Source organism: Moraxella canis, assembly GCF_002014965.1.
GTDB lineage: Bacteria > Pseudomonadota > Gammaproteobacteria > Pseudomonadales > Moraxellaceae > Moraxella > Moraxella canis.
Genome location: NZ_MUXT01000004.1, coordinates 1 through 13,749, shown reverse-complemented (window position 1 = coordinate 13,749; position 13,749 = coordinate 1). Strand labels below are relative to the sequence as shown.

The 13,749-nt window shown below is 46.3% G+C and carries 12 protein-coding genes; 3 read left to right on the top strand and 9 right to left on the bottom strand.

Going from position 1 to position 13,749, the window contains the following annotated elements; all coding sequences use genetic code 11:
- Positions 1–4: 4 nt before the first annotated feature.
- From B0180_RS02430 to miaB, 9 genes are all read right to left on the bottom strand, one after another.
- On the bottom strand, positions 5–631 hold the full coding sequence (locus B0180_RS02430) for a carbonic anhydrase (RefSeq protein ID WP_049237416.1): 627 nt from the start codon (positions 629–631) through the stop codon (positions 5–7).
- A gap of 20 nt (positions 632–651) precedes the next feature.
- Entirely contained in the window at positions 652–1,596 is a 945-nt protein-coding gene (locus B0180_RS02425) for a hypothetical protein (RefSeq protein ID WP_078255743.1), read from the bottom strand.
- 12 nt (positions 1,597–1,608) lie between these two features.
- Positions 1,609–2,724 (bottom strand): 3-dehydroquinate synthase, encoded by a 1,116-nt coding sequence (gene aroB, locus B0180_RS02420; RefSeq protein ID WP_078255526.1) that lies wholly within the window; start codon positions 2,722–2,724, stop codon positions 1,609–1,611.
- Positions 2,721–3,320, bottom strand: a complete 600-nt coding sequence (locus B0180_RS02415) for a shikimate kinase (protein ID WP_049237447.1) — start codon at positions 3,318–3,320, stop codon at positions 2,721–2,723. The genes aroB and B0180_RS02415 overlap by 4 nt, the downstream gene beginning before the upstream one ends.
- Positions 3,321–3,558: 238 nt before the next feature.
- Positions 3,559–4,977 carry a type IV pilus secretin PilQ gene (locus B0180_RS02410; RefSeq protein WP_078255524.1) on the bottom strand — a complete coding sequence of 473 codons (1,419 nt, stop codon included), beginning with the start codon at positions 4,975–4,977 and terminating at the stop codon, positions 3,559–3,561.
- A gap of 6 nt (positions 4,978–4,983) precedes the next feature.
- Positions 4,984–5,625, bottom strand: a complete 642-nt coding sequence (locus B0180_RS02405) for a pilus assembly protein PilP (RefSeq protein WP_078255523.1) — start codon at positions 5,623–5,625, stop codon at positions 4,984–4,986.
- Complete coding sequence (locus B0180_RS02400; RefSeq protein ID WP_078255522.1) at positions 5,615–6,253, bottom strand: type IV pilus inner membrane component PilO; 639 nt, start codon at positions 6,251–6,253, stop codon at positions 5,615–5,617. The genes B0180_RS02405 and B0180_RS02400 overlap by 11 nt, the downstream gene beginning before the upstream one ends.
- Entirely contained in the window at positions 6,246–8,138 is a 1,893-nt protein-coding gene (pilM, locus tag B0180_RS02395; RefSeq protein WP_078255742.1) for a pilus assembly protein PilM, read from the bottom strand. The genes B0180_RS02400 and pilM overlap by 8 nt, the downstream gene beginning before the upstream one ends.
- Before the next feature lie 33 nt (positions 8,139–8,171).
- Positions 8,172–9,644, bottom strand: a complete 1,473-nt coding sequence (gene miaB, locus B0180_RS02390; RefSeq protein WP_078255521.1) for a tRNA (N6-isopentenyl adenosine(37)-C2)-methylthiotransferase MiaB — start codon at positions 9,642–9,644, stop codon at positions 8,172–8,174.
- Positions 9,645–9,932: 288 nt separating this feature from the next.
- Here miaB and B0180_RS02385 point away from each other — a divergent pair, with 288 nt between their 5' ends.
- From B0180_RS02385 to B0180_RS02375, 3 genes are all read left to right on the top strand, one after another.
- The gene (locus B0180_RS02385) at positions 9,933–11,942 is read left to right on the top strand and encodes a lytic transglycosylase domain-containing protein (protein ID WP_078255520.1); all 2,010 of its coding nucleotides are present in this window, start codon (positions 9,933–9,935) and stop codon (positions 11,940–11,942) included.
- A gap of 249 nt (positions 11,943–12,191) precedes the next feature.
- Positions 12,192–13,178 carry a malate dehydrogenase gene (locus B0180_RS02380; RefSeq protein WP_078255519.1) on the top strand — a complete coding sequence of 329 codons (987 nt, stop codon included), beginning with the start codon at positions 12,192–12,194 and terminating at the stop codon, positions 13,176–13,178.
- 166 nt (positions 13,179–13,344) lie between these two features.
- Entirely contained in the window at positions 13,345–13,590 is a 246-nt protein-coding gene (locus tag B0180_RS02375; RefSeq protein ID WP_078255518.1) for a DUF2789 domain-containing protein, read from the top strand.
- Positions 13,591–13,749 lie beyond the last annotated feature (159 nt).

Genomic DNA, 13,749 nt, shown 5'->3' with positions numbered 1-13,749 from the left:
TAAATCAATCTTCTAAAAAATGTACTTTACCGGTGGCGACATCGTACTCAGCACCGACAATTAACAAATCACCCTGTCTGACCATGTCTTCTAAAATGCGTGAGCCATGTTTAAGCTGACTGACTGACATACCGACATTGGCGCGAACAGAGCGCTCAATCAATTCATCCATATCCACATCATCGCCCGATGCGGTGGCAATTTCGTGTAAATTAAGCACACTTGGACGAATGCGATCGACGATCGATTGAAGATTTGGTGAATAATATTGTTCAGGATTAGTCAGCGCCTCCACACAGGCGGTCACCGCGCCGCAGTGAGAATGCCCAAGCACGACCACTAGGCGTGTGCCAAACTTTTCGGCAGCAAATTCAATCGACCCAATTTGACTTGGCGCAACCACATTGCCCGCCACTCGAATCACGAACAAATCCCCAAGGCCTTGGTCAAAGACAAGCTCAACAGGTACGCGCGCATCCGAACATCCCAAAATAATCGCATTGGGCTTATGTTCCTTGACCAAAGTCGGCGGCGGCAATGGAATTTTTTCGGTGCTGGATAAATTTGCCACGTAGCGATCATTACCCGCCTTAAGTTCGTTTAAAATCTGCTTTGCGTATTCATTTGACATAAGCCATCCTTGTTTGTCTGTTATTGCGATTCTGTATTTGCCACAGGGCTTTGGGCTGGCGCAGCATCTCTGGGCGACTCATTTTTAGGCGCTGTATCGGCTGACGGCTGTGGTGGCTGTGGTCGCGCGGTAGGCGCCATCGGCAAATCACCAGAGTTTGCTTGCGATCTTTGATTAGACAGGCGGTTAATATCGTTTTGGATATCCAAGTCGGTGGGCTGTCTGACCGGTTCGACCTGCTGAGAGATTTGTGTTTGTAATGCGCGCTCACGGCTTTGGCGTGCCAATTCTTCATCCGCTGGCGTGGCTGGCTTTACTGGAATTTCAGTACGCGTCGCTTGCAAGCGAACTCGGCGAGGCTGAGAGCTTGCCAAATCCACCACATCCTGACCCAATTCATAGCTATCCATCACTGCAATAAAATCAGAAATTTTAGCAGTCTTTGGCACCACGGATTCTGGCAATCGAAAGTTCACACTTTGCAAGGCAGCTTCAGCCTCAGCCGGACTGGTAAATTTACCATAAGTGAGCACATAGCGCTGTCTATCATTAGCATCGGTATAGCGAAAATAGGCGAAATCTTCACGATCTTCTCGGCTGTTGAGATAGTCCACAATGACTTCATTTTCGGCGACATCCATCAGCTGAATGGCGTAGCGCCCACTGATGCCATTAAAATAAATTTTATCTTTAAATTCAGGGGGATAGCTGCGCAAATCTCGTACAAGCACCGAATTATCCATGGGCTTAACCACAGCATCCAGCTCATTGAGCGCTGTGATTGTGGTCGGCAATGCATCAGCAGAAGATACCGTTTGATCGGCTTGTTGTTTTCTGATGATCGCTGGTGCAGAGCTGGTCAGCCACACAATCAACCACAAAACCGCGATCACAGCCGCCATAATCAGCCAATAAAGCGCCTGACGACGAAAATATTTTTCACTCATCATGGGAGTTTGTGACATAATCTTACCCATTCACTCATCAATTAAAGGACTTGCGGTCATCTGTCCTGCCAGCACCGCTTCTAAGTCTGCCAGCTCAAAATCCGCTGTCACGAACGCATCGCCAATGCTACGCAGCAGCACCAAGCGGATTTTACCTTGTTGGACTTTTTTGTCATGCCCCATCAGATCCAGTGCCTGTTCTACGCCTATCTTTGGGGGCTTGGTCGGCAGATGATATTTTTCAATTATAGTTTCAATGCGTTTCACATCATCAGCACTGATCAGACCCAATTTGTGTGACATTTGGGCAGCCTGTACCATACCTGCTGCTACTGCTTCTCCATGCAGCCATGAACCATAGCCTTGGTGCGCCTCGATGACATGACCAAAAGTATGGCCAAAATTCAACAGCGCGCGCTTACCAGATTCGCGCTCATCAGCAGCGACAATTTGAGCCTTAAAATCGCAGCAGCGATAGACCATCTCACCGAGCAGCTGTCCGTCTTTGGCATTGATTTGATCGGCATTGTCTTCTAGCCAAGTCAAAAAATCAGCATCCATGATCAGTGCGTATTTGATGACCTCTGCCATACCTGCTGCAAATTCTCGCTCAGGCAGGGTTTGGAATGTCGCCATATCCGCCAAAACGCAGCTAGGCTGCCAAAATGCGCCGATCATATTTTTGCCACGCGGATGATTGATGCCAGTTTTGCCGCCGACACTTGAATCCACTTGGGCAAGCAGTGTGGTAGGCACTTGGATAAAATTCACACCGCGCATAAAACTTGCCGCTGCAAATCCCGTCATATCACCAATCACACCGCCGCCCAGCGCAATTAAGGTGCAATCACGCGCAAAATGCGCTCCAAGAAGTGCATCATAGATTGCATTGATACTGTCTTGGGTTTTGTGCGCTTCACCATCTGGCAGCACGCACACTTCCACATGAAATCCAGCAGACAATAAACTTTCTTGCAGCTGTGATAAATACAAAGGTGCAACCACATCATTGGTCACAATGAGTACTTGCTTGGCGGTGATAAATGGAATGATCTGGCTTACCAAGTCAATCTGATCATCACTGGCTCGGATAAAAATGGGGTAATCATGGCTTTGAGTTTTGACAATGAGCGGCTCTTGGGTCATGGGTTTTCCTTGGTATGTTGATCAAGCTTTAATTCGTTAGAAGCATTAGCCAAAGCATAATTTTCAAGCACTGCCAAAATCTCACCGATCATTTGCTTAGGGTATGCGCGACCCGTTGGCATGACGATATCTGCCACTTCACGATACAGCGGATGGCGTTTTTGGTACAAAGATTCAAGCACCGCTCGGGGATTTTGTGCTTGTAGCAGTGGTCGGTTTTTGTCTTTTTTGGTGCGAGCCAGCTGCGTATCGACGCTGGCGTCCAAATAAATCACCAAGCCTTTTTTGAGCAATTCTCGATTTTCGCTGCGCCCAACCGCTCCGCCACCTGTTGCCATGACAATATTAGGCAATACCGTCAGCTCTTGTAGCGCGCGCGTTTCACGATCCCGAAAGCCTTCTTCACCTTCTTTTTCAAAAATCCATGGGATATCAGCACCCGTCTGATCAACGATATACCAATCGCAATCAATAAAATTACGCCCCAAATGTTTGGCAAGCAGCTTTCCTATCGTTGTCTTGCCTGCACCCATAGGTCCCACCAAAAAAATCGCAGGCAGCTGTTTGGATAAGGCGTTACCTGCTTTTTCGACCATCACCCCTTCAATGAAAGCCGAATCGTCATCAAGCATTGTGATTTTCCAATTAATATTAATATCGCCATCGTCGCCATGATGGATGCTTACGCGCCAACAAGACTCAATAACATGAATGAAAATTATCTTATAATACAATGTTTGGCAATTTGTTACCAGTATTTTTGTGTATTGACCACTCAGGTGCTACTTGCTTTGGTAAAACTGTCATACATCTGAGTGGTCATTATGATGCCAACTATCTGACCAGTTTGGGTGTAATAAAAATCAAAAGCTCTGACTTTTCGCGTGCTTTAGAATCATGTCGAAATAATCGCCCAAGCACAGGCGCATCGCCCAGTCCAGGGACTTTATTTGCGCCTTCGTTTTGGCTGGTGCGATAGATGCCACCGAGCACGACGGTTTGCCCATCTTCGACGATGACATTGGTTTCGATGGCGTCTTCTTGGATGGCGATATTGCCAAGTGTTGCCACTGGATTGCCATTTTTGATATTCAGCTTAAGACCGATTTTACCATCGGGTGTGATGTTTGGCGTGGCTTCCAAAATCAAAGACGCTTCTTTGAATCTTGTTGTGCTTGCGCCTGAATGCGTGGTTTCTTGATAAGGAATTTGTAGTCCTGATGAGATACGCGCGGTTTGCTTATCGGCTGTCAAGACCTTTGGCGTCGAGATGACTTCACCTTGATTTTCTGCTTGCATGGCAGATAATTCTAAGTCCAAAATCACATCAGGCAAATTTAAAAGCCCAAAAGCAATGCGCCCCATGGCGTTATCCACACCCAAATCCACATTCAAATGGTTTTTTTGATAACCTGCTGCCACACCTTCTTGGCGCATTGTCCATAAGCTTGCCTGCGAGCCGCCATAATGCACTTTGCCAATTTGACCACGCGCACCAAAGCTGACGCCAAGCTGTTTGCCAAAATTTTCATTCGCAGAGACAATCCTAGCTTCGATCATCACCTGCTCAACAGGGATATCAATGCGCTCAATCAGCGCCTTGATATTAGCGACGCTTGCAGGCACATCTTGGATGATCAAAGTATTGGTACGCTTATCCACCGTCACCGTACCACGCTCAGACAGCAGCGTACCACGCTCAATGGTGGTAATGATGTCATCTGTTTGGGTGTCATAGACACGCGATAACGGCACTTCAGGATAAATGACTTCACGTTGATTGGTACGATTGACATTACCGCGCTGGGTTTTTTCGCCCATAATGAGCGTCGCCACGTCATCGGCAAGCGCGTAGTGTAGGCGGATATATTCGGTTGTCGTAGGCTGATTGGATTGGATCGATTTTGAGCTGATGAGCCACACATTGCCATGCTTTAGCACTGATAAATTGCGAGTTTGTAAAATCACATCAAATGCTTGATCCCAAGGGATATTTGTCAAGCGAATGGTCATGCTGCCTGTCACGCTGTCATCCGTGATGATATTAATGCCAGTAAAGCCTGCCAAAATATCAAACACCGCTCGCACAGGAATGTCAGCAAACTCAAGGCTGATGGGCTTGCCTGTATAATGCAGCTCTGTCATTTGGGTAAAATGATCGTGATCAGCCTGAGTGTTAGCAAGCACTTTTGTGTCAGTTACACCAAATATCAAGGCGGCTATCAAGCCATGTTTTAAAAAATTTGTGTACATGTGTCGTTACTTATGAATAAAATGAATGCTGGCATCGCGGCGATAATGACCACCTTGTGCGTCAGCGACCGCTTCGATCAGATGTATCGTGCGCCTGTCAATGTGGGTGACTTTTCCGTGATGTTTACCAAGATATTGCCCAACGCTCACACGATGAATCATGCCGTCAGGACTCATGATCAGCGCCACAAGCCTAGCATCATCAGAGATGCTGCCATGATATCGCAGGCTTGACAACTCATAACTTTCTAAGGGCTCTCGAACGCGGTTGGTATCAATGGCTATCGGATCGCCTTTGGGGAGTTTGGTGTAAGTATCAGACGGCTGATGAGTATCCTGCGGCTGCAGCAGTACATCATCCATCATAGGCGGTTTGGCGGCTTCCATCTTTGGCTCATCGTTATCCCGATCGGCAGGATTATCATCATCAGCCCCCAAACTTCGATAAGGGTTGATAAAAGGATCTTTGCCTGCTTGATATGTCATTGGCGTAGGCAAAGAAACTGGCACTGGCGCACTGACCGCCACGCGCTCTTCTTGGGTAATATGCGCAAGCTTATCATCAACAATTTGACTGGTATGATCAGCACATCCAAGACCGATCCAAGCCCATGCGCCCAAGATGCCCCACCGATACTTATTGACCATCTGACACCTGCTGAGCGACTGGTTTTGGTTTTTTATTGGCTTGATAAGTTTTCATCTGAACGATTAGCATCAGCTGACGATCCAAGCCAGCTTGCAAATCATAATCATGCACCGTAAGCAAATAGCCAGAGTCTGACAACCCAAGCAGCCACCGACCCAAAGCATGATAATCCCCCGTTGCGCTCACTGCGATGGGACGCTCGGTATAGTAGTCCTGTTCGCTGCCCGCTTGAACCGACGCACTCACCACTTTCACATTGACCGCTTGCGCTTTGGTGTTGATCATCCCGATAATCTCGCTCATCGGTGCTGTGCGCGGCAGAGCATTGAGCTGATTTTCAAGCTGGGCATTGTTTTGCATGACCTGATGGCTCAGATGATCAAACTGCTGAGCTTCATGATATTTGGTGGCAAATTCATCAATCAAGGCGGTTTCTTGGCTTTGGGCTGCGCTAAGCTTTTGAATGCTTGGCAAAATAGCAACTAACCAACCAAAAATGCCAATAATCATCACAATCAAACCAAGCACCGTCCGTTGTATGTATTTGGGCGCTTGAGCGATGGTATGGCGATTCACTTGGTTAAGCTCATGCCAAAAGCTTTGTAGCTGCTGCGTCAAATTATTCATAGCCATTCTCGCCCGTATCAGCATTTTTGATTTGATTTATAGATATCTCGGCAACGGGCTGTATCATGTCTTTGGCATCCAGCGGCAGCTGGGTGGCGGTGAGCGTAAAGCTCATCGCCCGACCTGACTGCTGCAAGGACACCACGAGCACATCGGTATATAGCCCAGATAGCTCAAGCCGATGCGCCAGTGCAGACACCGCCTGAGTAGATACCGCCTTTCCTGTCAGACTAAGCACATCTGCTGACTGCTTCATCTCATCCAAATACACGCCTTCAGGTATCAGGGTTGATAGTTGCTGCCAGCGATACACCACTTGCCGATCTTCTGACAGAGCATTGAGCGCCTCACTGTGTTTTTGGGCATCCTCCAGCTGCTCTTTAAGCTGCTGCATTTGATGGATTTTATCATCTAGGGTGCTGATGCGTGATTTAATTTCATCATTGATCGCCTGTTGTTGATTCAGCTGATAATAAATAGCACCAAATATCAGCACCACCCCTAAGACAGCAAGCCCCACCACTGACACAAACATTTGACGAAACTTGGCATCGGCTTGACTGCGGCGCTCTTCACGCCATGGCAGCAGATTCACCCCTTGAGACCTTGTCAAAGCCAGCGCCAATGCCGTCGTCAGCATCGGAGCTAGCTGCATATCATCATCTTTAATGGGATGATCGACGGCGTATTTAGGATGCATGGGCAAGCACGAAATATCAAGCTTCGCCTGTAAAGCGTGCGCCAGCTGGGATGCTTTTGCTAATGTCATGCCGCTGAGGTATAGCCGCTCAATCGGCAAAGCTGTTTGTGCTTGATAGTCTTCGATGAGAGCGACAATTTTTTGGGTCAACTGATCAATCGCCAATTCAGGCTGATCAGATGGCTTGGCAGGCGGCTCATTTGGTAGCTCTGCGCCAAATGATTCCCTATCAGCCGCCACTTCATCCACCCAATCATCAAAACGGATGTGATAATTATCAGTTTGAGCGTTTTTGGGAGTGTCCAATGTCTTTTTTTGGGGCAAGTCTTCTTGAGTGAGCTGCAGAAGGTGATTTTGGGCTGATAAATTTACTTCAGGCAACCGATCTGCCAAATTTTCAAAATCCAAAGCCGCCTTTAACGGCAACTGATTGGACGAATCTTTGCTTATCTTAAGATCATCAGCGAATTGGAAAAATTCATGAGCCTCTGACCGCTCATGAGATGGCTGATCGCTGAGATTGGCGAAAGTGTGTATCGGCTCATTTTGCTGATAGACTAATTTACCACCTTGCGTGATATGGCAGCTGATATCATGGTCAGTAATCTCCACCAAAGCGCTGACCTGATCTGTCATTTTAGCCATCATGCGCACCAAACATGATGTATAGACATCAACCGCTGATGTCTCTATCCCTGCCATCGCAAGCACTTCGCAGCGGTCATGGACACTATTTTGGTGCGCTACTGTCAGGATAATTTGAGTTGCTGTCTGTGATCGCTCAAGCACTTGAAAATCAAAATAAACATCCTGAATATTTCTTCCGATGTAGCGCTCAGCATCAATAAGAATGTGCGCTTCGATGTCATCATCTGATAAATCGGCTGGCAGCTCAATGACTGTCTGCATGACTGCTTCATCAGGCACGCAAGTAATGGCAGTCGCCTCGCTCAGCCCAAGCATTTGCATCACTTGGAGTAGCGCCTCGGCAAGTTTTGATTTATCAACAATTTCGCCAGACACGACCGCATCGGTGCACAAAACACATGCCGAACCCAGCCAATGATAGCGCCCCTCATGCTCATCCAGCCAGACCGCTGTCACTGCCGCGTCGCCAAAATGCACGCCAATGATTGGGATATCAGGCTGTCCGCCCAACCAAGCACGCAGCTTATTCACTCTCACATCCAACTCCGTGCCTGTCTGCATGAGCCAAGACTAGCCCAGCACCTCAACCACTTCACCCTCAACCAAATGCATGCTGATGGCATGAGTGATATGAACCATGATAAATTTACCCAAAAGCTCATCACCACCCTTAAAAATGACCGAGCGCGTATTATCCGCTGTGCCATGTAAATATCCCTTGCGGCGGTTCGCTCGCTCCTCAACCAATACTCTCAATGTCTGACCGACCATCGCACGCGTCTTGGCAAAAGTGGATTCTTTGATGACTTCTTGGAAAGTAGCCAAGCGCTGTTTTTTGGTGTCAAGGCTGACATCATCAGGCAAATCAGACGCTGGCGTGCCAGGGCGTTTAGAATAAATAAAGCTATAAGAATGATCAAAATCCAGATCTTTTGCCAGATTTAGTGTCTGCATAAAGTCATCATCGGTTTCGCCTGGAAAGCCAATAATAAAATCGCTAGACAGATGCAAATCAGGGCGGATTTTGCGCAGTTTGGCGATTTGATTGATGTACACATCAACAGTGTGATTGCGTTTCATCGCTGCCAGTACATTGTTTGAGCCGCTTTGGATGGGCAGATGCAGATGCGATACCAATTTATCAATACTCTTATAAGCCTCAATAATATCGTCGGTAAATTCCAAAGGATGGCTCGTGGTGTAGCGAATACGCTCGATGCCATCAATGTGCGAGACATAATGCAAAAGTTCGCTGAATCGGCAAATACCGCCATCATCTTTTTCGCCGCGATAGCCATTGACATTTTGACCCAAAAGATTAATCTCACGCACGCCTTGCTCAGCCAAGCTGTCAATCTCTGCCAAAACATCATCCAAAGGGCGTGACAGCTCTTCGCCGCGCGTATAAGGCACAACACAAAACGAGCAATATTTTGAGCAGCCTTCCATGATAGAGACAAATGCCGTATAGCCTTCAACTTTTGGCTCAGGCAAAAAGTCAAATTTTTCGATACTTGGAAAAGACACATCCACCACACCGATACGGTTTTTGGGCATCTGACCAAGGTCGGTTTTGGCTTGATTTTTTGTGCTTTCATACAGCTCAGGCAGGCGATGCAGCGTCTGTGGACCGAACACCATATCCACATAGGGCGCACGTTTTTGGATGTTATCACCCTCTTGCGATGCCACACAGCCGCCCACACCAATGATAAGATTTGGATTTTTTTCTTTTAATTTGCGCCAGCGACCCAACTCTGAAAAGACTTTTTCTTGGGCTTTTTCACGAATTGAGCAGGTATTCATGATCAGTACGTCCGCCTCACTGATGTCCTGCGTCATCACCATGCCATGACTACTACCAAGCACATCACCCATCTTTTGGCTATCGTACTCATTCATCTGACAGCCTTGGGTGACGATATAAACTTTTTTTGAAGTGGACAAATCAGCACTTGGCTCACTAATGTGGTGCAGACGATCGGTCGTATTTAAGGCTTTATCTTGACTTTGGGATTTAGGATTAAAGGTGCTAACGGTCATGGTTTTCTCCAAGGGTCTGCAAAATAAAAAATTTGTCCATTATATCACACCAAGATGTCAGTGTCATTTTATCAGTATGAATTCAATGCGGGTTTGTCGTAAGTTTTAACGGGTTTTTTTCATGAGTTGTCATCGGATATTCAGCTTTGATTATCTAAGCCAACTATTTAACAAATCATCTCTAAAACCCTACACACTCGTACCAATTTGTTGAGCACACTGTATAATTTTGGACTTTTTTATGAGTGATTGGTAGAATAAGAAAAATTTAACTCAATCAATCCAATGATGAAAAAAGCAAATAAATTATCTATCACAGCACTACTTGGTGCAATCAGTATTGCGCAAGCTGCCTATGCACAAGGTCATGCCAATGATGGTAGCATCTATCAATTTTTTGATGCCGAACGCCAAAAAAGCAGCCCCAACGCGATGCGCCAATATGAACAAAGTATGCAAGGCACACTGTTTGGCATGTACCCAACCTATTGGCGGCTCAATTATAATTTATCCAGTCAATCCCCCGAAGCGGTCAATCAATTTGTGCGTCAATATCCAAGCAATGTCATGAGCGAAAAGCTTGCCGCAGATTATGCCGAGGTCAAGGCGCGTCAAGGTGACTATGCTTCGGTGCGAGCAGTCGCCAACAGCATCGAAAATCCTGATGATTCTGAAGCCTGCGCCATTGCTTTGGGATTCAATCAAAGCAGCGATTCTGTGCGCGCTTTATATCAAAAACCCAATGTGTGGCTAAATACCCAAATCCGCCAATCTTTATGTGATAAATTGGCAACCGAAATGGCGTATAATCCACGCATCACTAATGTTGATAAGCACGAACAATTGGTGCGTATGCTGCGCATTGATAAGCGTCAGCTTTCGAGTCGCCAAGCGCCTTTGGACAAAACAGGCGATATCGTCTCACTGCTTGGGCAGCTTAATACACCCGTAAGCTACCAAACCATTAGCGAGATTCGCAACAATCCCAATGGATTTTTTACGCGTTTTTCTCAAGAAAACTACAGCAGTGCCAATCAGTATTTATATGTGTATGCCATCAGCTTGCTTGCGCATCGCTCATATTCTGAAGCCGCCTTGCAGCTCAACTATGACATCGCTCAAGATGAACGCAGATCACAAAAACTCATCTCTGATATGGCGCGCCGATATGCATGGCGCAGTATCGCCGTCAAGCGCATGAATATGAACACCGATGATGGCTATAGCATGGATTCGGTGTATTGGTTTAGAAATAGTCTTGGCGAGCCTTTCAATTATGAAGAAGCAGAAGACTATGCCCAAGCTGCGATTTACTTTAGTCAGTGGTCGGATGTTATCACAGCTATTGGTGCGATGACGGCGGTTGAACAGCAAGAGCGGATTTGGCAGTATTGGCTAGCTAGAGCTTATGAACAAACAGGCAAGCAAGCAGAAGCGCGCCGAATTTATCAAAATCTTGCCACAGGGATTGATTATTATGGGCTGCTTGCCAAAGATCGTATTGGGCAAAGATTAAGCCTAACTGACATCGGTGGAAATACCTTGCCGCCACTGACCGCCCAAGATGAAAGCCGCGTAATGGCTGATCAATATTTTGCGCGCGCGATACTACTCATGCAAAACAATGCCAATCTTGAGCACATCAACCGAGAATGGAACTGGGCGGTCAAAAAAGCACGAGATTTGGGTAATACCGCCTTGCTACTTGCTGCCACCCGAAAGGCGCATGATTTGGGCTTTTATCACCGCAGCATCCAAGCGATCGAATCGACCGATAGCGTTCGTAATGGCGCACTATCACATCCCACCCCTTATCAAGACAGCACATTAAGACACAGCCGCAGTGTGGGTATTGATCCTGCATGGGCATATGGCATCATGCGCCAAGAAAGCCGCTTTCAGCCATCTGCTCAGTCAGGCGCAGGCGCAGGCGGTTTGATGCAAATCATACCCGGCACCGCCGCTCAGATCGCGCGAAGCTTAGGCGAATCCACAGGCAGCATGAGCAATCCTGATACCAATATACGCTATGGAACTTGGTTTTTAAGTGACTTAGCCAACCGTTCAGATGGACAAATCGCTGTCGCAACGGCAGGTTATAATGCCGGTCCTGGTGCTGCACGTCGATGGGTGCCTACGCACAGCGCCATCAGCGCCGATCAGTATGTGGAAGCCATTCCGTATTTTGAGACGCGCGCCTATGTCAAGCATGTCATGGAAAATGCCACAATTTATGGTGTCATTTTAGGTCGGTACACGCCGATCTCACAGCGCATGGGCACAGTCAGTCCCCGCTAATGATTTTGAAAATCAAAAGTCCAGTATCTCTACTGGACTTTTTAGCCATATCCTGCTTACCACGCCTGAATGTTTAAGAATTCATATCCAAAACTTGCCATCTTATGCCCATCAAAAAGGTTTGTCTTTAAATCTATAAAATGATACACTAACAACGATTTGACATTTTTGTCAATAACGCTATTGTTAAAAATGTATAATCAACCTATTTTTAAAATTTGTTAATACTTTAAACAAGGATTTTTATTCATGAAACAACCTGTACGTGTTGCTGTGACTGGCGCCGCTGGTCAAATTGGCTATAGCTTACTATTCCGTATTGCATCAGGTGAAATGCTGGGCAAGGATCAGCCTGTGATTTTACAGCTGCTTGAAATTCCAGTTGAAAAAGCACAACAAGCGCTACAAGGCGTTATCATGGAACTTGATGACTGTGCTTTCCCACTTTTGGTTGATGTAATCGGCACCGATGATCCAAACGTCGCCTTTAAAGATGCTGATTATGCGCTATTGGTTGGCGCGCGTCCACGTGGTCCAGGCATGGAGCGTGCTGATTTACTTCAAGAAAATGCTAAAATCTTTACTGTTCAAGGTAAAGCTCTGAATGATGTTGCCAGCCGTGATGTCAAAGTTTTGGTAGTTGGCAACCCTGCAAACACAAACGCCTATATCGCTATGAAATCAGCGCCTGATTTACCAGCCAAAAACTTTACTGCGATGCTACGTCTTGACCACAACCGTGCATTGACCCAAGTCGCCAAAAAAACTGGTAAGCCAGTCAAAGACATTAATAAGCTAACTGTCTGGGGTAACCACAGCCCAACCATGTATGCTGATTATCGTTTTGCTACCATTGATGGCGCATCGGTCAAAGACATGATCAATGATCAAGAATGGAATGCTAACACATTCTTACCTACCGTTGGTAAGCGCGGCGCTGCAATTATCGAAGCACGCGGTCTGTCATCAGCTGCTTCAGCCGCCAATGCAGCCATCGATCATATGCGTGATTGGGCATTAGGCTCAAATGGCGAATGGGTAACCATGGGCATTCCATCTGATGGCTCGTATGGCATCCCTGAAGGTGTTATGTTTGGCTTCCCTGTCACTACTGAAAATGGCGAATACCAAATCGTTCAAGGTTTGGAAATTGATGACTTCAGCCAAGAGCGTATCAACATCACACTGAACGAACTTGAAGAAGAGCGTGCCGCCATCGATCATTTATTTTCTTAATTTTAGAGAATAAGTCAAAATATCCAGCCATGTTTGGTTGGATATTTTTTTATTTTAGACAATTAAAACTCAAAAAAAACATAAACTATACACACTTGCATTGCTCAAGTACCAACAAGTTGCTACAATCAAATCAATGACAAACACAGCCAAAAGGGAGAAAGCCATGTTAGGTGATATCGAATATACGATGAATGAGCTGTTTGCTCAGTTAGGTCTTGAGAGCAGCGACGAAGCCATTGAGCAATTCATCGCACAAAACCAGCTAGACGAAGAAACCAACCTAAAAAATGCGCCATTTTGGAGCGATTCACAAAGAGCATTCATTCAAGAAGAGTGGAAAAAAGATGCTGTTTGGGCGTTGGTATTGGATGAGCTTAATGCTCGTTTACATGAAGACCAGGAACTATAATTAAATTTATTTTACCCCCCAAAAACCAAAACACTTGCCCAATCAGCAAGTGTTTTAGTTTCCCACTGGTCATTGATATAATTCTTATTCTGCTTTAAACCCCCCCCAAACAAAACCCCCCTCACATCTTCCAATGCAAGGGGGGGGATTGAATAAGGG